Below are 20456 nucleotides of genomic sequence, written 5' to 3'. Positions count from 1 at the left end.
TCAATATCTTTTTTATCTGTGTTTTTAAAATATTAAATGGATTTATAATAGATATATGGGATGAAATGCATGATATTGATTATAAATAATGTGGAAAATAAATATTTTTATAAAAGGGGAATTTGTAATGGTACCACAAAATTTTATTATAAATATTGAGAATCAAAAGTGGTTGTTTAATGAGCAGGAAGATTTATGTTCACACGGAGAAATATATTTAAATGTGGCTGGAACGATTATTACACAAACAGGTATGGATGAGGAGTGGGGAATAAGTGCATCAGCTTTAGCTTTGTTACGAACTTTAGATAAAGAATATATTTGTGATATTGAAAATGAAGAGGGGCTTATTTTACACGGATGTGGCACTATGCTCATGTTAGGATGCCCAATTTCAATTCATTGGACTATAAACCATATAGGTGAAAATGTGGTTTTAAAGGATTGTGTCAAAGTTATTTCTACTGATCAAAAGGCTATATACTATGAAGGGCTTCATATAGAATTGAATGAAAATGAATATAAAAAACAAATTGTTTCTTTTGCACTACAAGCAAAAGAATTATTCAATAAATCAAGTGAAAAGATAATTTTAGATGAGTTTGATCAAAGCATGTATACAGACTTTTGGACGGAATATGATCATTTGCTAAATAAGTATAAATAAAAAAGCACTGTAACCAGTGCTTTTTTATTATAGATTACAAGATTGTAGGGTTTTCAAAAATAACAATCTCTGAACTGTTTGTAGTTGGAACGCGTTGGGCGTAATATGTTAAAGCTGAAGAAATATATGCTGGTAACGTATCATTTGTATGTGATGTTGTATATTCATGGATTAATTCCTTTAAAGTTGTCCATTCTAATTGTGCTGGGTGATCAGACACGAAAGAACTTACCCAGCGATCAAATGAAGATGAAAAATCAGTTTGTAAACGAAATACTTCTTTCATAATAAAACGCTCCCTTAAAATGTAGTATAATTATTTTACCACAAAACACGAACGATTGCTAAATTTTTTAAGTATAACGTTCGTGTTATATAGTTGTCTAGATGATTGGTTATGTAAATTCGATTTGCCATTTGAAATAACATTCCGTAAGATGAGAGATAGAGTATATTTAGAGCTGGAGGAAAGAAAGTGGAATTTGTATTTTTAGGAACTGGTGCAGGTGTTCCTTCAAAAGGAAGGAACGTTTCAGCAATTGCTTTACAATTGTTAGAAGAACGAGGACAGACTTGGTTATTTGATTGTGGCGAGGCCACGCAACATCAAATATTACATACATCGGTACGTCCGCGCCGCATTGAGAAAATATTTATTACGCATTTACATGGCGATCATATTTTTGGATTGCCTGGTTTATTAGGTAGCCGTTCATTTCAAGGAGGAACTACGCCTTTAACGGTGTATGGGCCGAAAGGAATTAAACAATTTATTGAAGTGGCATTATCGGTAAGTACGACACATGTGAAATATCCACTTGAAGTTGTGGAGATAACAGAAGAAGGTACCGTATTTGAAGATAATGAATTTTGTGTAGAAACGAAAAGATTGTCACACGGCATAGAATGTTTTGGATATCGTATTGTAGAGAAAGATATACAAGGTGCTCTTTTAGTTGATAAGTTGCTTGAGATGGGTGTGAAACCAGGTCCAATCTTTAAACGTTTAAAAGATGGAGAAGTAGTTGAATTAGAGGATGGCACGATATTAAATGGAAATGAGTTTATCGGCCCACCCCAAAAAGGAAGAATTATTACTATCTTAGGTGATACGCGATATTGCGAAGCGAGTAGGGAGCTTGCGCAAGATGCAGATGTACTTGTCCATGAAGCGACTTTCGCAGCAGCAGATGAGCAACAAGCGCATGATTATTTTCATTCCACATCTAAGCAAGCTGCGAGCATTGCACTTCAGGCAAATGCGAAGCGATTAATCTTAACTCACATTAGTTCTCGCTATCAAGGAGATACATATAAGGAATTATTGAAAGAGGCAAGAGAGTTGTTTTCTAATACAGAAATAGCGACGGATTTGAAATCATTCCCAGTAGAAAAATGATAGTTTTGTAAAAAATGGTAACAACGGGTTGCCATTTTTATATGTCTAAAAAAATTTAAAAATAAAACTGTTATTATTTTATACTTATACTTGGATGATACAGAAAATTAGGATGGTTTGAATATATAGGATAAAAATACGAAATAATGATCATTTAGAAAAACTGTTATATAAGTCAGATGACATACAAGTGATACAAATAGTAGAAACGGACTTTTATTCAGAACTTTTAAAATTCAACAAAAGTAAGCGTTTTATAAAAAACAAGCTATAATTAGGACAGATTATAATTTATGATAAGTCACATGCATTTTAGTCATTATCGTAACAAGTGAAGTTGACTAAACCATGAGAGAGTAACACGAGAATTATAATAGGAAAGATATTACTATTATGTGTACTAAGTCTTTTTCACTTTTTAGCTAAACGATATGATTAGCTAGTGTAACTATTGCGAGTTCCTTAGTAGAAGCTTTTTATTAATAAGGTGGTGGAGAGTTAATTGGTACACCACTCTTTAAAAGAGTTCAGAACATCAGCAGGTAGCCTAGGCGGAGTAGCGGGTGCAAATTTAGTTGTATTAGCAATGGTTATATCACTTGTTTATGCTGTCCTTGCAATGGCTTCTGTGTTAAACTTTGGATTGCTACCAGACTTTATTGTGGAGGATCTTATATCATTTTTTAATGAGAATAATGCTAAGATTCTTATGTATTATTATAACTGGTATTATTTCAGGTTATATTGGATTGCTTTTATTCAAAAATTATCCAATTCATACAGCAGAACAAATTCGTGGTACAACTGGAAAAGCGACAGATGTAGCAGCTTAATAGAATAGTAGAATAAATTTTTGCATAGAGGTTTAGGGGGAGTTATGATGAAGTATCGCTCAGTATTTGATATTATCGGTCCAGTTATGATTGGACCATCAAGTTCACATACAGCAGGCGCGGCAAGAATGGGGCAAGTTGCTCGCCAGCTGTTTCGTCATGAACCAGAAAGAGTAAGCATTTCGTTATATGGATCATTTGCAAAGACGTATCGAGGGCATGGTACGGATGTAGCACTAATCGGTGGAATATTGGGATTTGAAACAGATGACTTACGTATTCCAGAGGCGCTAGAAATAGCAAAAGAGCGCGGAATTGAAGTGGAATTCATTGAAGAAGATGCCAATGCACCTCACCCAAATACAGCAAGAATTCGTTTGTATAAAGGTGAAGAAGAAATTGAAGTTGTTGCTTGCTCAATTGGTGGCGGTAAAATTGAAGTTGTAGAATTAAACGGATTCGATCTTCAATTATCAGGCACAAGTCCAGCACTACTTATTGTAAATAACGATCGCTTTGGTGCTATTGCAGCGGTGGCTTCAATCCTTGCTACACACGAGATTAACATTAGTACAATGAGTGTTTCTCGTAAAGAAAAAGGAAGAAGAGCGCTTATGGTTATTGAAACAGATGAATTATTAGCAGATGAAGTGATTGAAGAAATAAAAGCGCAACAAAATATTTGTCAAGTAACTATTATGGATTAATTGCAGGGGGGACACACCATGTTTCGGAACGCAGCGGAACTAGTGGCGCAAGCTAAAGAACAAAATGTAAAAATCGCAGAAATTATGATTCAATGTGAAATGGAAACAAGACGTATTTCACGTGAAGAAGTAATTGCTGGTATGGAAAAGAACTTAGTCGTGATGGAACAAGCAGTAGAACGTGGTATTCGCGGCGTGAAATCACCAACTGGTTTAACTGGTGGAGATGCTGTAAAAGTTCAAGCGTATATGAAGAGTGGAAAAGGCTTATCTGGAGATACGATTTTGGATGCAGTAAGCAAAGCTGTTGCAACAAATGAAGTAAACGCAGCGATGGGAATTATTTGTGCAACACCAACAGCAGGGTCTGCTGGAACAGTGCCAGGTGTACTATTTGCACTAAGAGAAAAATTGCAGCCTACACGTGAAGAAATGATTGAGTTCTTATTTACAGCAGGAGCTTTCGGTATGGTTGTTGCGAATAATGCTTGTATTTCTGGTGCGGCAGGAGGATGCCAAGCTGAAGTTGGTTCAGCAAGTGGAATGGCGGCTGCAGCTGCAGTTGAGATGGCTGGTGGAACACAAGATCAAGCAGCTACAGCGATGGCAATTTCATTAAAGAACATGCTTGGTTTAGTGTGCGATCCTGTTGCAGGACTTGTAGAAGTACCTTGTGTAAAACGTAATGCAGCAGGAGCTGCGAATGCGATGATTTCAGCAGATTTAGCATTAGCTGGTGTAACGAGTACAATTCCATGTGATGAAGTAATTGAGGCAATGTTTAGAATTGGACAAACGATGCCAGTAGCACTTCGTGAAACAGCAGAAGGTGGACTTGCAGCAACGCCGACTGGTCGTCGCCTGCAAGAAGAGATTTTTGGGAAGAACAATAACTAAGTGTAATTATAAGAAAAAGGAGCTCAAATAAACTTGAGCTCCTTTTTCTATTTTTCTTTTGTTAGTTGTTCTAATGTTTTTCCAAGATTATGTGATCGTTTCGTTGCCTGTGTAATACAAGAAATAAGTGCTTGTTGAAATTTATGTTCTTGTAATATTTCAATACCTGCTTCAGTAGTTCCACCAGGAGAAGTAATTTCCTTTCGCAAAATAGAAGGGTGTTTGTCACTTGCTTTTAGCATTTCAGCAGCACCAATCATCGTTTGAAGAATAAGTGATTTTGCAACATCTTCTTTTAAACCAATTTTTTTTGCAGCTTCTTCCATAGCTTCCACTACGTAATAAATATAAGCAGGTCCACTTCCAGATAATGCAGTGACAGCATGCATATCTTCTTCCTCTACAACAGAGACGAGACCAATCGTTTCAAATAAAGATGTTGCAGTGCGAATATGTTCCGCTGTTGCATGTTTTGAAGGGGAGATAGCGGTAGCTGATTTTAAAATGGCTGCGGATGTATTTGGCATTGCACGAATAATTGGAACGTCTTTTTGAAGTAGTTTTCTAATTGAGTGAGTAGAAACACCTGCTAGTAATGAAATAATAAGCACGTTATTATTTATGTATTCTTTAAAAGGGGTAAGCGCTTCTGCAACATCCTTTGGTTTCATTGCTAGAAAAAGAATATTTGCATCAGTAAGTAATTCTTTTTTATTATGAGTACCTTTGACACCGTATTTTTTATGTAGCTCTTGTAATCTTGTCTCGTTAGAACGATTACTTACAGTAATTTGTTCACCTTTAACAACATTTGCATGTAACAAGCCACCAATAATGGCTTCGGCAATGGAGCCTGCACCGAGAAAGGAAATGTTTTGAATAGACATGATGTTCCTCCTTTAATTTTGGTTAGAAATTCTTATAAATGTACATACATTCGTTTTTTTAGAGGAAACACCTCTTTTTATCTGAAAATAATGACAAATATATATAGAAGTTGTAAACTGAAGAAGTATTCATTTTTGAACCGGAAAGAGACAGGGGGGCTAAGCATGACGGCGATTCACCGAATGGAGATTCCTGTACCATTTGCAGTGGAAACTGTGAATGTGTTTTTAGTTGAGGGGGAGACATTAACATTAATTGATACAGGGACGAATACAGAAGAGGCAAGGAATGCGTTAGAAAGTCAATTAGGTGCATTAGGACATACGATAGAAGATATTGAAACAGTAGTCATTACGCATCATCATGCAGATCATTGTGGACTTTTAAATATATTTTCTGAGAAGACGAATATTATTGGACATCCTTGGAATGAGCCTTGGATCACACAAAATCCAGAATTTTTAAAGCGGTATCATGAATTTTTTAGAGAGACGGCCTTACAGTTTGGTGTGCCAGCAGCATTTTTGAAAGACGAGTCGTTATTGACGACGAGGACACTTAAATATTCTTGTAATAGATCGTTAACGCATACTGTGAGAGAAGGAGATCGTATTGATTCTTTGCCTGGATTTATAGTACTTGAAACACCAGGTCATGCTTCTACTCATATTTCTTTATATAGAGAATCTGATGGAATATTAATTGGTGGAGATGCTCTCATCAGTCATATTTCTTCGAATCCAATACTAGAACCACCATATGAAGGGCAAACAGAACGGGCACGCCCATTACTACAATATAACCAAACATTACAGCGTTTAAGCGAAATGAATATTTCACGCATTTTATCAGGGCATGGGGAAGATGTTCTAAATGTGAAACAACTTATTGAAACGAGATTACAAAAGCAAGAAACACGTGCTTTTAAAGTACTTGAGTTATTAAAGGAAAAACCAATGACAGCATTTGAAGTATGTGTAAAACTATTTCCGGTATTATATAAAGAACAATTACCACTTACTATTTCAGAAACGGTTGGACAATTGGACTATTTAGCATATAATCAACAAGTGATGATTGATGAGTCGTCGCAACAATTGATTTATTATGCAAAGTAGGTGACAGCAATGACAGGACGTTTACAAAATAAAGTAATCGTCATTACAGGTGCTTCTAGTGGGATTGGTGAGCAAGTTGCAATGCAAGTTGCAGCACAGGGAGCGACTCCAGTATTAATGGCTCGAACAGAAGAGAAACTACAAGCGTTAGTAGACAAAATTAAAGAAACTTATAATACGCCTTGCTATTATTATGTATTAGATGTAAGTGAAGAGATGGAAGTACAGTCTGTTTTTTCAAAGGTATTACAAGAAGTAGGACGTATTGATATATTAGTAAACAATGCGGGATTTGGTATTTTTAAAACGTTTGAAGATGCGTCAATGGGTGAAGTAAAAGATATGTTCCAAGTAAATGTATTTGGATTAGTAGCATGTACGAAAGCGGTACTACCTTATATGGTAAACAAGAACGAAGGACATATTATTAATATTGCTTCCCTTGCCGGAAAAATTGCAACTCCGAAATCAAGTGCGTATGCAGCAACGAAACATGCTGTATTAGGATTTACGAATAGTTTACGCATGGAATTAGCGAATACAGATATTTATGTTACAGCAATTAATCCAGGTCCGATAGATACAAACTTTTTTGAAATAGCGGATCAATCTGGTACATATGTAAAGAATATGGGACGTTACATGTTAAAACCAACATACGTAGCAGAACAAATCGTAAAGTCGATGCACACGAAAAAACGTGAAGTAAACTTACCGAAGTGGATGGGAATTGGCCCGAAACTTTATGCTTTATTCCCAAGTTTATTTGAACGTGTAGCAGGTAAATCATTAAGTAAAAAATAGGAGATTTCCATATGGAAATCTCCTATTTTTTATTGTTTTCCAGTTACATAATCATAAACAATATCCTCAATTTCCTCGTATAAATCAATTTCAATATTTGAATGAGTCACCGTTTGAATATGTTTCACTAGCATTTCCAGATCTTCTGTTGATATTGGACTGCATTGATATTGTTGAAAACTTTTTATAATCATTTTCTCAATTAATTTTTCGTTCATATTTTTCCCCGCCTGTATGTACGTATGTATTGTTTTATTGTACTTGAAGTGAAATAAAAAAACTACTATGCACTATTTTTGTATAAAAATTAGGTTGAGTATATTATTTTTCTAGTAAAATTAAGTTTTTTTAGATTTAAAAATTTATAAATATTTAATTGACTCTATAAATATACAATATTATAATCATACTTAATTTAAAGAATCGATATGAGGAGGAACTTATGAAAGTCGCAATTATTGGAGCCACTGGATATGGGGGCATTGAGTTAATTCGTTTATTAGAACAACATCCATATTTTTCGATAGCATCTCTCCATTCTTTTTCACAAGTTGGTGAGTGTATAACAAATGTATATCCGCATCTTCGAAATGTCCTTTTTCATACGTTACAAGAAATTGATGTGGAGACGATAGGAAAAGAAGCAGAAATTGTATTTCTAGCAACCCCAGCAGGAGTATCGGCGGAGTTAACTCCCAAGTTAGTAGCAGAAGGTTTAAAAGTAATTGACCTATCTGGAGACTTTCGTATGATAGATCCTTCGTCATATGAACTATGGTATAAAAGGCCAGCAGCGAAAGAAGAAATTCTTAGAGAAGCAGTGTATGGGTTAAGTGAATGGAAGAGGACTAGGATTCAAAAGGCAAATTTAATTGCAAACCCAGGATGTTTTGCTACAGCCACATTGCTAGCGATAGCGCCGTTAGTACGTAGCGGCATGATTGAAGAAGATTCGATTATTATTGATGCGAAATCAGGGGTATCAGGAGCAGGAAAAACACCAACAACAATGACTCATTTTCCTGAGCTATACGATAACTTACATATCTATAAAGTAAACCAGCATCAGCACGTTCCAGAGATTGAGCAAATGCTTACAGAATGGAATAGTGAATTACAGCCAATTACATTTAGCACACATTTAATACCGATATCACGAGGAATCATGATTACACTTTATGCAAATGTAAAACAAAAGATGGAAATAAAGCAACTTCAAAAATTGTATGAAGAAACGTATGAACAATCGCCTTTCATCCGAATTTGTACGCAAGGGAAATTTCCAAGTCCAAAAGAAGTGAGAGGCTCAAATTATTGTGATATTGGCATAGCTTACGATGAAAGAACTGAAAGAGTTACGGTCGTTTCTGTTATAGACAATATGATGAAAGGCGCGGCTGGGCAAGCGATTCAAAATGCAAACATAATAGCGGGACTAGAAGAGACAACAGGTTTACAACATATGCCGCTTTATCTATAAGGGGGACATGATGATTAAAGTAGCGTCTATTACAAAATTAGAAAATGGTTCAATTGTAACGCCGAAAGGCTTTTCGGCAATTGGTACTGCAAATGGTTTAAAAAAGGAGAAAAAGGATTTAGGTGCCATCGTTTGTGATGTACCAGCATCATGTGCCGCTGTGTATACAACGAATCAAATACAAGCAGCTCCTTTGCAAGTAACGAAGGATAGTATAACGGCAGAAGGGAAGTTACAAGCAATTATCGTTAATAGTGGAAATGCAAATGCTTGTACTGGAATGAAAGGATTACAAGACGCATACGAGATGCGCGCATTAGGGGCGGAACATTTTGGGATGAAAGAAAATTACGTTGCAGTAGCTTCAACAGGTGTAATTGGTGTTCCACTGCCGATGGATATAATCCGAAAGGGAGTTGCAACTCTTATACCGACGAAGGAAGAAAGTGAAGCATATTCTTTTTCGGAAGCAATTTTAACGACGGATCTTATAACGAAAGAAACTTGCTATGAAATGATTATTGATGGGAAGAAAGTGGCGATTGCGGGTGTTGCAAAAGGTTCAGGGATGATTCATCCGAATATGGCAACGATGCTTAGTTTTATTACGACAGATGCTCATATAGAGCATGACGTATTGCAAACAGCGTTATCACAAATAACGAATCATACATTTAATCAAATCACGGTAGATGGAGATACTTCTACGAATGATATGGTCATCGTTATGGCAAGTGGATTATCAGAAACAAGGCCGATAAATATGGAACATACAGATTGGGAAACTTTCGTAGGTACTTTACAGAAGGTATGTGAAGATTTAGCGAAAAAAATTGCGCAAGATGGTGAAGGCGCTACGAAGTTAATAGAAGTAAATGTGCTAGGAGCTCAAACGAATGAAGAGGCAAAAAAAATTGCAAAGCAAATAGTCGGTTCGAGTCTTGTGAAAACAGCAATACATGGTGAAGACCCAAACTGGGGGCGAATTATTAGCAGTATTGGACAAAGTGAAGTAGCTATTAATCCGAATACAATTGACATTACTCTTCAATCTATATCGGTATTAAAAAATAGTGAGCCTCAAACATTTTCTGAAGAAGAAATGAAAGAGAGATTACAAGAAGATGAAATAGTCATTAATGTGTATTTACATTTAGGTGAAGAGACAGGATCAGCTTGGGGCTGTGACTTAAGCTATGAATATGTGAAAATAAACGCTTGTTATCGTACATAAGGAGAGGGAAGATGAGCGATTATATTGTAGTGAAATGCGGCGGTAGTATGTTGAATCAATTAAATGGTGTGTTTTTTGATTGTATAAAGAAATTACAGCAGAAGTATAAAGTAGTGATTGTCCATGGTGGTGGGCCAGAAATTGATGCCAAATTAAAAGATTGTAACATCAACGTAGAAAAAAGAGATGGATTACGCGTAACACCAAAAGAAGTTATGGATGTTGTTCAAATGGTGCTATGCGGAAGTACGAATAAAAAACTCGTAATGAATTTACAAAAGCATAATTTACTTGCTGTAGGTTGTTCAGGGTGTGACGGCAATTTACTTCAAGTTCAACCTGTCAGCGAAGAGATAGGATATGTGGGGGAAGTAAGTTATGTAGAAACAGCCTTATTAAAAGGATTAATAAATATGGAGTATATTCCTGTTATTGCTCCAATCGGGGTAAATGGTAATGAAATTTATAACATAAATGCGGACAATGCTGCGGCTGGGATTGCGGCCGCGTTAGGGGCAAAAGAGCTTGTTTTTATTACGGATGTAGATGGAATATTACATGAAGGGAATTTGGTAAAGGAAACGGATGAATCTGAAATTACAACTCTTATAGAAAAAGGAGTTATTACAGGCGGGATGATTCCGAAAGTACAGGCGGCGCTAGTTTCATTGAAAATGGGAGTGCAAAAGATAAGTATTGTGAATGGTACAAAAGATTTTACTGAGGTTACGGGAGAGTGTATTGGAACGACGGTAACGAAAGGTGTGAGTATTGCATGACGAGTCATCTTTTTCAAACGTATGGCAGAAGAACTATTGAGTTTGTAAATGGAACTGGAACGAAAGTTATTGATAATAACGGTAAGGAATATTTAGATTTCACATCAGGAATTGGCGTATGTAATTTAGGACATTGTCACCCTACTGTTCTCAAAGGTGTACAAGAGCAACTTGATGATATATGGCATATATCTAACCTGTTTACAAACAGCTTGCAAGAAGAAGTTGCGTCATTATTAACAGAAAATAGAGCATTAGATTATGTGTTTTTCTGTAATAGTGGGGCAGAGGCAAATGAAGCGGCTTTAAAGTTAGCACGTAAGCATACTGGAAAATCTCTCGTCGTAACATGCCAGCAGTCTTTTCACGGTAGAACATTTGGAACGATGAGTGCAACGGGCCAAGATAAGGTAAAAGAAGGATTTGGTCCATTACTTCCATCTTTTTTACATATCCCTTTTAACGATATTAAAGCATTAGAGGAAGTAATGAATGAAGAAGTTGCGGCGGTAATGGTAGAAGTTGTTCAAGGAGAGGGAGGAGTAATACCTGCTGATCTACCTTTTTTGAAAGAGATTGAAACATTATGTAATAAGTTCGGTTCCTTATTTATTATAGACGAAGTTCAAACAGGGATAGGAAGAACTGGAACACTATTCGCTTATGAACAAGTGGGAATAGATCCTGATATCGTTACCGTGGCAAAGGCACTTGGGAATGGGGTTCCTGTCGGAGCGATGATTGGCCGGAAAGAGCTCGGAACGTCGTTTACTGCAGGATCGCACGGTTCAACTTTTGGCGGGAATTACATCGCGATGGCTGCAGCGAAAGAAGTATTGCAAGTAAGTAAAAGACCATCGTTTTTAAAAGAAGTACAAGAAAAAGGCGAGTACGTATTAGAGAAGTTGCAAGAGGAATTACAACATGTCGAATGTATTCAAAATATACGTGGTAAGGGGCTTATGATTGGGATTGAGTGTAAGCATGAAGTTGCAAATTTTATAGAACAACTAGAAAACGAAGGACTTCTCGTATTACAAGCAGGGCCTAATGTTATAAGACTATTACCGCCACTCATTGTTACGAATGAAGAGTTAGAACAGGCAGTATATATAATAAAAAAAGTAGTTTGTACAAAAAACGTATCAATCATATAAGGGGGAAGTTTCATGTCAACTGTACAAGTACCGAAATTAAATACGAAAGATCTTTTAACATTAGAAGAATTAACGAAAGAAGAAATTATTTCGTTAATTGAGTTCGCTATATATTTAAAAAAGAATAAGCAAGAGCCTTTATTACAAGGCAAAATATTAGGGCTTATTTTTGATAAGCATTCAACTCGTACTCGTGTATCTTTTGAAGCGGGAATGGTACAACTCGGGGGACATGGTATGTTTTTAAGTGGGAAAGAGATGCAAATGGGAAGAGGAGAAAGCGTTTCAGATACTGCGAAAGTATTATCGCAGTATATTGACGGGATCATGATACGTACATTCTCACACGCGGATGTAGAAGAGCTTGCAAAAGAATCGAGTATTCCTGTTATTAACGGTTTAACGGATGATCATCATCCTTGTCAAGCATTGGCAGACCTCATGACGATATATGAAGAAACAAATACATTTAAAGGAATAAAATTGGCTTACGTAGGTGACGGAAATAATGTATGTCATTCATTGTTGCTAGCGAGTGCAAAAGTCGGAATGCATATGACTGTTGCAACGCCTGTAGGATATGAACCGAATGAAGAGATTGTAAAAAAAGCGTTAGCGATTGCCAAGGAAACAGGAGCTGAAATTGAAGTTTTGCATGATCCTGAATTAGCGGTGAATGAAGCAGATTTCATTTATACTGACGTTTGGATGAGCATGGGGCAAGAGGGCGAAGAAGAGAAATATACTTTATTTCAGCCATACCAAATCAATAACGAACTTGTTAAGCATGCGAAGCAAACATATCGTTTCTTACACTGTTTACCTGCCCATCGTGAAGAAGAAGTAACAGGAGAAATTATAGATGGACCACATTCTATCGTCTTTGAGCAAGCTGGTAATCGATTGCATGCTCAAAAAGCGTTATTAGTGAGTTTATTTAAAAATGTAGAAGAGCCTTCCTAAAAGGGAGGTTTTTTTATATTAAAATGTCGGATGTATATTTGGTTAACCATTTCGATATCATTTATAATAAAAGAGAAAACTAAATTTGTTTTTCAGAGTGTGTAAGGACATACTACATATAAAAATATAGTTAAAGAGATGATGAGGGTGAAAACAACTAAGAAAACATATTCGTTTTTTCAGCGGATGTGGAGAATATTAAAGTTTCAATATTATAAGTTGCTTCGATCGCCAGAAGGCGCAAAGAAAGTATCGTTAGGGTTTGCTATAGGATTCGGCTTAGAAATGTTAGTCATTTATACGGCATCGCTCGTATATGTAATATTTTATCCAATCGTCAGGTTAGCAAAGGGATCTTTTCCTGCGGCAGTTATTGGCAATATTATTGGGAAAATATCGTTTCTCCCAGTATTTTTATTTCCGCTTGCGTATGCGCTAGGAAAAATGATTTATCCATTTCATGTACAGAAAATTCATCATGAACCATTTAAGATATCAGACTTGTTTTCAAGTCACATTTTTACGATATTAAAGAGCTTATTACAAAGTGAAGTGTATGTATTAATTGGAATGACGATTTTAGGAGTTGTGTTTGGTCTCATTTCGTATTTCGTTGTGCATTATTTATACGAAAAGAACCGTAAGTTACGCTTGAAGAAAAGGAAGAAACGAGTGAGAGAACCACTTGTACAATTATAAACAATGTCACATCCATTTTCTCCTTTGAATATGTTTAAGAAAAAGGAGGAGAGGATAATGTATTATTATTACGTACCTCAAGTATATCCATATGTAAATTATTATCCGGTTTATGATACGAGTAGACAATACGAATTATATCGGCAACAACAATTACAGCAATTATCCCAAATACCACAAATACCACAAATACCACAAATACCACAACAACAGCCTACACAGGAAAAAAAACCATATTTAACAACATGGCCATATTCCAATGTGTACTATGGTAACTATTACGAATCATAAAGCTGCTTCTATTTAGAAGCAGCTTTATACGTTTGTTTTCAAAATTAAATTTTGAATGGTTTGAAGAGAATGAATGAGCTTTTCGCGCTCTTCCTCAGATAATGTTTGGAAATTTTCTTTTAGTTTGTCTAAAATGAATTGCTGATACTGATTTACTAATAATTTCCCTTCAGCTGTTAGGGAAATTAAAATGACCCGTCGATCTTTTTCGCTATAATGACGCTCTATTAGTTCTTCTTGAATAAGTTTGTTTAATAGAGGTGTCATGTTAGGCCGTGAAATCGCTAGCCGCTTGCCGATTTCGGAAACTGCTAATGTGCCGTTTTCATGCAAAAGCAGTAATACTTGTGTATGTGATGGCGGCATATGTCTTTGAGAAGAAAATTCTCCAGGAAGCATAAATTTGCGATAAAAAAGAGGCACTAGCGAAAGAAGATGATCAACAATACGTTCCCACTCGCGTGATTCCATATAAAGGCCCCCTTCCACTATCATTGTAACAAAAAAGACATGTTATAAAAATAGAATTGTTTCATGGTCGCTTTAATATTTGTAGGATAACACTTGCTTTGTAAATGTATTGGCAATAATCGCATAGCCGTTATCATTTGGGTGTACTTGGTCAAATAATAACTCTTTTTTATCATTCGATATTAATTTACGAATTGGTAAAACGATAGATGGTTGATTTGCTTTGGAAATGGAATAAACAGATTCATTCCAGCCATCTAAAAACATATCTGCATAACTTGCGATGGAGTCATCGAGTTGTAACGGGTTATAGAGTTCTGAGAGAATGAGTAAAGCATCCGGATTTTGATCTCGAACTGTCTTTACAATACTTTTTATATCCGCTTCAAAATGGGCTTTTTCTTTATTTAACATTTTTATACCATCTATAACACCAACATCACGATTTAAACGAAATAAATTATTTCCTCCAATATTAATTGTAATTATATTTGCTGCTCTAATTTTTTCCTTTACATCTTCTGATTGAACTTTTTTAGCGAGACGATCTGTTGTAAGACCGTTTACCCCAAGGTTTTCTACTGTAATTGGTTTATGAATTTGTGCTTCTATTTGCTTAGAAGCTAATTCAGCAAATCCACCTTGTGTCGATCCATATCCTTTAGCGAGTGAATCACCTAATACAAGATGATAAAAAGATTCGTTTGTTTGCTTATCAATCCAATTTGGGGCAGATGTTTTTTCTGTTTTTTCTTCAGATTCATTTTGTTTTGTCTCGTCGTTCTTTTCAAAATAAGAATAAGAAATGATCAGAAGGAGGAGACAAACAATTGTTAAGATGACTTTTTTCATAAATTCATCCTCCTTGTAATTGGTAATTGTATCATATTCAGCAGTATTAGCAATGTAAGGGCATATTATATGTTTATGAAAAGTTTATAATAACTTTACAGAAAATTTGTTGAAGTTTGTCAAAAAATATTGACGATAGGAAAGAACTTTATATATGATAATGTCAGATAAGGTGAAACTTTAATTAGTGGGAGCTTTATTTCCGATTAATTAATGGTCTTCATCAATCGGGCGTTTAAGGGGACTACTCGTTAGCGCAGGGTGAAATGAAAATTGTGTCTCTAATAGAAGAAAAAAGGTATGTGGTTAGAGACAGATAGGGATTGATTTCATTATTTTTGGTAATTGTATAAGGGGGATTTTTTGTGAAAAAGTCAAAAAAAATGCTAGCTGGAGCAACTCTTGCGATTGGTGTTATAGCGCCGCAAGTAATGCCAGCAACAGCTCATGCAGATGAGAACACTGGGGAGAGTACAGTTAACTTACGAATTCTAGAAACATCAGATATTCACGTTAACTTAATGAATTACGATTATTATCAAACGAAAACAGATAATAAAGTAGGACTTGTACAAACGGCAACACTCGTTAATAAAGCACGTGAAGAAGTGAAAAACTCTGTCCTATTTGATGATGGGGATGCATTACAAGGGACACCGCTTGGGGATTACGTAGCGAATAAAATAAAAGATCCGAAGAATCGTGTGGATCCTAGTTATACACATCCATTATATCGTGTAATGAATTTAATGAAGTATGACGTCATCTCTCTTGGGAATCATGAATTTAACTACGGTTTAGATTATTTAAACAAAGTGATTGAAAAAACGGATTTCCCGGTTATTAACTCGAATGTATATAAAGTTGACCATGATGATAAGGAAGAGAACGATGAAAATTATTTTAAACCATATCATATTTTAAAGAAAGAAGTAGTGGATGAAGCAGGCCAAAAACAAATAGTGAAAATTGGTGTAATGGGATTTGTTCCACCACAAATCATGAACTGGGATAAAGCGAACTTAGAAGGAAAAGTAAAAGCGAAAGACATCGTCGCAACAGCAAGAATAATGGTGAAAAAAATGCAAAATGAGGGTGCGGATATTATCGTTGCATTGGCTCATTCAGGCGTCGATAAGAGCGAATATAAAGAAGTGAATAAAATGGAAAATGCATCATATCATTTAGCAACACAAGTTCCTGGCGTAGATGCAGTATTAATGGGACATTCACATACTGAAGTGGAGGATGTATTTAATGGTGTTCCAGTTGTAATGCCTGGTGTTTTTGGTAGTAACTTAGGTATTATTGATATGCAATTGAAAAAGGTAAACGGAACATGGGAAGTACAAAAAGATCAATCTAAGCCACAACTTCGCCCGATTGCTAATAGTAAAGGTACCCCATTAGTAGAATCTGATCAAAAATTAGTTAATGAAATTAAAGATGAGCATCAAGCGACAATCGACTATGTAAATACACCTGTAGGTGAAACGAAAGCACCAATTAATAGTTATTTTTCATTAGTACAAGATGATCCTTCCGTACAAATTGTGACAAATGCACAAAAATGGTATGTAGAACAAGAACTTAAAAAACCAGAGTACGAAAAGATTAAAGATATTCCGGTTTTATCTGCAGGCGCACCATTTAAAGCAGGTGGCCGAAACGGTGCTACATATTATACGGATATTCCAGCTGGAACGTTAGCGATTAAAAACGTTGCAGATTTATACGTATATCCAAATACGTTATATGCTGTAAAAGTAAATGGGGCACAAGTGAAAGAATGGCTTGAAATGTCTGCAGGTCAGTTTAATCAAATTTATCCAGAAAAGAAAACAGAAGAACAACCGTTAGTAAATATAGGCTATCCTACATATAACTTTGATATTTTAGATGGCTTAAAATACGAAATTGATGTAACACAACCGGCGAAATACGATAAAGATGGAAAAATTGTAAATGCAAATACGAATCGTATTGTAAATATGACATATGAAGGTAAGCCAGTAGCTGATGATCAAAAGTTCATCGTCGCTACAAATAACTATCGTGGAAGTAGTCAAACGTTCCCAGGTGTAAGTGAAGGGGAAGTTGTATACCAATCACAAGATGAAACACGTCAAATCATTGTGAAGTATATGCAAAAAATAAAAAATATTGATCCAGCAGCTGATCAAAATTGGACGTTTAAACCGATTGTTGCAGATAAATTAAATACAACATTTGATTCTTCACCAAATGCACAAAAGTATATAAAGAAAGATGGGAACATATCATATGTTGGACCATCTGAAAATGAATTTGCTAAATATGCAATTGATATAACGAAGAAGAATGATGATAAAGAAACTGGTGGAGAAAACCCAACAATACCACCAAAAGGTGATGGAGAAAACCCAACAATACCACCAAAAGGTGATGGAGAAAACCCAACAATACCACCAAAAGGTGATGGAGAAAACCCAACAACACCACCAAAAGGTGATGGAGAAAACCCAACACCACCAACAGAAGAAGGTAATAATGGTAATGAACCAAAGCAAGATGGAAATAATACCGGATCTGGACAAACTACAACAGATGATCAAAATACAAAAGAAACAACAACAACTGTAAGTGAAAATAAAGAAGCTGAAAAAGATGAACGTGATTTACCGAAAACAGGTGCAAGTATTGCTTCTACAATTGGAGCTGGTCTTGCGTTTGTTGGAGCGGGATTACTTATGTTATTTAGAAGAAAGAAAGCGAATAGATAGTCGAGAAATATAAAAAGGATTACCGATTTGGTAATCCTTTTTGTTATATTATGAAACTGGTACTGCTTTTTCTTTTTTCCATGAAAGACCGAATCCAGTAAAGCCGACGATAATGGTTACGACTGGACAAGCTAAACAGAAGATTGCGTATGGCAGGTAATCGAATGTTGGAACGCTAAGAACGTTTGTTAAGAATACGCCACTGACACCCCATGGTACGAGTGGATTAATTACTGTACCAGCATCTTCTAATACTCGTGATAAATTACGACGCTCTAAACCGACTTCATCGTATTTATTAGCAAATGCTTGTCCTGTTAAAACGATGGATAAGTACTGCTCACCGAGTAAGAAGTTTACACCAATTGCAGTTGAAGCAGTAGAAATAATTAAGCGTGTGCTATTTTTTACGAAGCTAGAGATAATATTCATCAGCTGCGCTATAATGCCCATTCCTTGTAATAATCCTCCCATACACAGAGCTAGGAAAATAAGAGCGATTGACATCATCATACTTTGCAGACCACCGCGAGATAATAAGCTATCAATATCTTTAATACCAGTTTTAGAAACGTATCCGTCTTGCATAATTTTCATTAAATCCGCTAAAGAAGTGCTAGGTTTAAAAATAAAGAGAATAATAATCCCTACCACAATTCCTGCAAGTAATGTTGGAACTGCGGGTACCTTTTTAAATGCGAATAGGAACAGTAATAAAATGGGAATCAGCGTAACGATAGAAATCGTTGCATTTTTTTCTAGTGTGTTAATAAATGCTGAGAAATCAACGTTTCCACCAGATCCGCTTCCTAAAATGAAAAATGCGATAAAAGCAATAATGAAAGCTGGTACTGTTGTCCAAAGCATGTTACGAATATGTTCAAATAAATCTACACCCGTTACAGCAGGCGCTAAGTTTGTTGTATCAGATAAAGGAGACATTTTATCTCCGAAGAATGCACCAGAAATAATTGCACCAGCAATAAGAGCTGGATCGTATCCAAGGGCAGTACCCATTCCCATAAAGGCAAGTCCTACAGTTGCAGCAGTTGTAAATGCACTACCGATACTCGTTCCAACAATTGCACAAACAACAAAAACAGTTGGAACGAAAATTTTTGGAGATACAAGTTGGAAGCCATATACCATTAAAGTTGGAATAGTTCCAGCTGCGATCCAAACGCTAATTAATACGCCTACAAGTAAGAAAATAAATATAGATGGAATACCAGCTGAAATACTACTGATCATCCCTTTCTCCATAGTAGACCAAGAGATTCTCTTCAGGAATCCAAATGCTAATAAAAGAACGATACCAAATAAAATTGGGATGTGTGGTGAAACTTCTAATTGAATAACACTAAAACCAATACAGAAAAAGATAAAAGTTGTTAAAAGAACAGACTCAATTTTTGAAACCATTGTTTTCCCCTCCTAAGTAATGTAAAATAGCTCTTTTTTATATAAAATTCGCCAATATTGTATATTTCCTTCTAAATTTTAGAATTTTGTGACAAATTACCGGTAATTGTTAGTCCTTCTATATGATACGGAAATGATTGGATAAAAAAACGTCCCTGCATATAATTATGCAGGGACGAAGAAATCGCGGTACCACCCTAGCTTGTGAAATGAATGTATCACAAAATAAAGGGTCATATGATATGCGCTTATAAAATAAAAAACGTCCCTGCAATATATGCAGGGACGAAAAATTCGCGGTACCACCCTAAATTGTGAAACAGTGTCGTTTCACCACTCTTTAGACATAACGGTCTATAACCGTCTTTCACTACTCCTCACGTTTCGTAAAAGAAGCTCCAGGGGGTAATTCATAATTCGCTCTGTACTGGTTCGCACCGACCACCAGCTCTCTGAAATCAGAAATCGAAATACTACTAAATCCTATCAACGCCGATTCATATGATGTTAGTTAAATTTTTATCATATTTTCATCTTACATGTCAATAAAAATATTAAATATTTTTTTAGGGAAATAAAGGAGAATTGTTTTTAATGCTGTAAAAATGTACGTTATAATGAATTTGAAAGGGGGAGGAAAGAGTGAAGAAAAAAATAATTCTTTTTACCACTTTATTAGTTATTGGAGGAAGTGCTGGAATTTACACAGCTTTTGCGGCTGAATCAGAGCAGTTGAAACAAAAGCAAATACAACAGTCAGAAGTGAAGAAAGTAAAAGAAATAGAAGAGAAGAAATCAATGGAAAAAGCAGCAGAGAAACTAGGAGTTTCTACTGAGGGGAAAACAAAAGAAGAGGTTACGAAAGAAGTGAATACCGCTAGGTTTGAGGAGCGTCATGATTTATTAATTGAGCACGCTAAGCAACTTGGAATTGATACAGAGGGAAAAAAAGATGAAGAAATTATTTTAGAAATTGGAAAGATACAGCATGGAAAGTAGAACAACTTATCGTATGATAAGTTGTTCTTTTTTA

Annotated in this window: 22 protein-coding genes and 1 other annotated feature; of the genes, 16 read left to right on the top strand and 6 right to left on the bottom strand. The window is 35.7% G+C overall.

Annotation, left to right across the window (positions count from 1 at the left end):
* Window positions 1–127 precede the first annotated feature (127 nt).
* Complete coding sequence (locus tag MHI26_RS21355; RefSeq protein WP_061666310.1) at window positions 128–667, top strand: hypothetical protein; 540 nt, start codon at window positions 128–130, stop codon at window positions 665–667.
* A gap of 34 nt (window positions 668–701) precedes the next feature.
* Here the strand turns inward: MHI26_RS21355 and MHI26_RS21350 are convergent, their stop codons facing one another.
* Window positions 702–953 carry a DUF3932 family protein gene (locus MHI26_RS21350; RefSeq protein ID WP_061666311.1) on the bottom strand — a complete coding sequence of 84 codons (252 nt, stop codon included), beginning with the start codon at window positions 951–953 and terminating at the stop codon, window positions 702–704.
* Between the two features lie 189 nt (window positions 954–1142).
* Here MHI26_RS21350 and rnz point away from each other — a divergent pair, with 189 nt between their 5' ends.
* From rnz to sdaAA, 4 genes are all read left to right on the top strand, one after another.
* Window positions 1143–2066, top strand: coding sequence for a ribonuclease Z (rnz, locus tag MHI26_RS21345; protein WP_000397452.1), 924 nt, complete (start codon window positions 1143–1145; stop codon window positions 2064–2066).
* Between the two features lie 686 nt (window positions 2067–2752).
* Window positions 2753–2899 (top strand): hypothetical protein, encoded by a 147-nt coding sequence (locus MHI26_RS31615; protein ID WP_042972647.1) that lies wholly within the window; start codon window positions 2753–2755, stop codon window positions 2897–2899.
* Between the two features lie 47 nt (window positions 2900–2946).
* A complete protein-coding gene (gene sdaAB, locus MHI26_RS21335) occupies window positions 2947–3606 on the top strand; it encodes an L-serine ammonia-lyase, iron-sulfur-dependent subunit beta (RefSeq protein ID WP_000877451.1) in 660 nt (219 codons plus the stop codon).
* 18 nt (window positions 3607–3624) lie between these two features.
* Entirely contained in the window at window positions 3625–4503 is an 879-nt protein-coding gene (gene sdaAA, locus MHI26_RS21330) for an L-serine ammonia-lyase, iron-sulfur-dependent, subunit alpha (RefSeq protein ID WP_000489454.1), read from the top strand.
* Window positions 4504–4550: 47 nt separating this feature from the next.
* On the opposite strand, the gene proI is transcribed toward sdaAA, so the two are convergent.
* Window positions 4551–5390 (bottom strand): pyrroline-5-carboxylate reductase ProI, encoded by an 840-nt coding sequence (gene proI, locus MHI26_RS21325; RefSeq protein ID WP_000027255.1) that lies wholly within the window; start codon window positions 5388–5390, stop codon window positions 4551–4553.
* Window positions 5391–5555: 165 nt separating this feature from the next.
* Between proI and MHI26_RS21320 the strand changes: the two genes are divergently transcribed.
* Both MHI26_RS21320 and MHI26_RS21315 read left to right on the top strand, forming a co-directional pair.
* The gene (locus MHI26_RS21320; protein ID WP_000125118.1) at window positions 5556–6509 is read left to right on the top strand and encodes an MBL fold metallo-hydrolase; all 954 of its coding nucleotides are present in this window, start codon (window positions 5556–5558) and stop codon (window positions 6507–6509) included.
* Window positions 6510–6518: 9 nt separating this feature from the next.
* Window positions 6519–7313, top strand: coding sequence for an SDR family NAD(P)-dependent oxidoreductase (locus tag MHI26_RS21315; protein WP_061666312.1), 795 nt, complete (start codon window positions 6519–6521; stop codon window positions 7311–7313).
* Between the two features lie 29 nt (window positions 7314–7342).
* Here MHI26_RS21315 and MHI26_RS21310 read toward each other — a convergent pair whose 3' ends face one another.
* Complete coding sequence (locus MHI26_RS21310; RefSeq protein WP_001003226.1) at window positions 7343–7531, bottom strand: YqzH family protein; 189 nt, start codon at window positions 7529–7531, stop codon at window positions 7343–7345.
* 224 nt (window positions 7532–7755) lie between these two features.
* Between MHI26_RS21310 and argC the strand changes: the two genes are divergently transcribed.
* The 7 genes from argC (at window position 7756) to MHI26_RS21275 (ending at window position 13916) form a co-directional block, all read left to right on the top strand.
* Window positions 7756–8793: an N-acetyl-gamma-glutamyl-phosphate reductase gene (argC, locus tag MHI26_RS21305; RefSeq protein WP_061666313.1), complete on the top strand. Its 1038-nt coding sequence runs from the start codon at window positions 7756–7758 to the stop codon at window positions 8791–8793.
* Window positions 8794–8803: 10 nt separating this feature from the next.
* Window positions 8804–10027: a bifunctional glutamate N-acetyltransferase/amino-acid acetyltransferase ArgJ gene (gene argJ, locus MHI26_RS21300; protein WP_000598388.1), complete on the top strand. Its 1224-nt coding sequence runs from the start codon at window positions 8804–8806 to the stop codon at window positions 10025–10027.
* Between the two features lie 11 nt (window positions 10028–10038).
* Window positions 10039–10806, top strand: coding sequence for an acetylglutamate kinase (argB, locus tag MHI26_RS21295; protein ID WP_001286798.1), 768 nt, complete (start codon window positions 10039–10041; stop codon window positions 10804–10806).
* Window positions 10803–11963: an acetylornithine transaminase gene (locus MHI26_RS21290; RefSeq protein ID WP_000200564.1), complete on the top strand. Its 1161-nt coding sequence runs from the start codon at window positions 10803–10805 to the stop codon at window positions 11961–11963. Before argB ends, MHI26_RS21290 begins: the two co-directional genes overlap by 4 nt.
* Window positions 11964–11975: 12 nt before the next feature.
* On the top strand, window positions 11976–12926 hold the full coding sequence (gene argF / locus MHI26_RS21285; protein WP_061666314.1) for an ornithine carbamoyltransferase: 951 nt from the start codon (window positions 11976–11978) through the stop codon (window positions 12924–12926).
* A 138-nt stretch (window positions 12927–13064) separates the two neighbouring features.
* Complete coding sequence (locus MHI26_RS21280) at window positions 13065–13625, top strand: DUF2062 domain-containing protein (protein WP_002026296.1); 561 nt, start codon at window positions 13065–13067, stop codon at window positions 13623–13625.
* 57 nt (window positions 13626–13682) lie between these two features.
* Complete coding sequence (locus MHI26_RS21275; protein WP_000291954.1) at window positions 13683–13916, top strand: hypothetical protein; 234 nt, start codon at window positions 13683–13685, stop codon at window positions 13914–13916.
* Window positions 13917–13940: 24 nt separating this feature from the next.
* Here the strand turns inward: MHI26_RS21275 and MHI26_RS21270 are convergent, their stop codons facing one another.
* Entirely contained in the window at window positions 13941–14387 is a 447-nt protein-coding gene (locus MHI26_RS21270; RefSeq protein WP_000445819.1) for a MarR family winged helix-turn-helix transcriptional regulator, read from the bottom strand.
* 72 nt (window positions 14388–14459) lie between these two features.
* Window positions 14460–15239, bottom strand: coding sequence for a GDSL-type esterase/lipase family protein (locus MHI26_RS21265; protein ID WP_000755850.1), 780 nt, complete (start codon window positions 15237–15239; stop codon window positions 14460–14462).
* A gap of 365 nt (window positions 15240–15604) precedes the next feature.
* Between MHI26_RS21265 and cpdB the strand changes: the two genes are divergently transcribed.
* A complete protein-coding gene (gene cpdB / locus MHI26_RS21260) occupies window positions 15605–18001 on the top strand; it encodes a bifunctional 2',3'-cyclic-nucleotide 2'-phosphodiesterase/3'-nucleotidase (RefSeq protein WP_151547408.1) in 2397 nt (798 codons plus the stop codon).
* A 48-nt stretch (window positions 18002–18049) separates the two neighbouring features.
* Here cpdB and nhaC read toward each other — a convergent pair whose 3' ends face one another.
* Window positions 18050–19423 (bottom strand): Na+/H+ antiporter NhaC, encoded by a 1374-nt coding sequence (gene nhaC / locus MHI26_RS21255; protein WP_061666316.1) that lies wholly within the window; start codon window positions 19421–19423, stop codon window positions 18050–18052.
* Window positions 19424–19701: 278 nt separating this feature from the next.
* Window positions 19702–19922: a binding site (T-box leader), on the bottom strand.
* A gap of 143 nt (window positions 19923–20065) precedes the next feature.
* Here nhaC and MHI26_RS21250 point away from each other — a divergent pair.
* Window positions 20066–20422 carry a hypothetical protein gene (locus MHI26_RS21250; RefSeq protein WP_061666317.1) on the top strand — a complete coding sequence of 119 codons (357 nt, stop codon included), beginning with the start codon at window positions 20066–20068 and terminating at the stop codon, window positions 20420–20422.
* Window positions 20423–20456 lie beyond the last annotated feature (34 nt).

The sequence above is a fragment of the Bacillus sp. FSL K6-1218 genome (genome assembly GCF_038006445.1).
GTDB lineage: Bacteria > Bacillota > Bacilli > Bacillales > Bacillaceae_G > Bacillus_A > Bacillus_A thuringiensis_S.
Note: the sequence above shows the minus strand (reverse complement) of the source record. Positions and strands in the feature narration are given on the sequence as shown.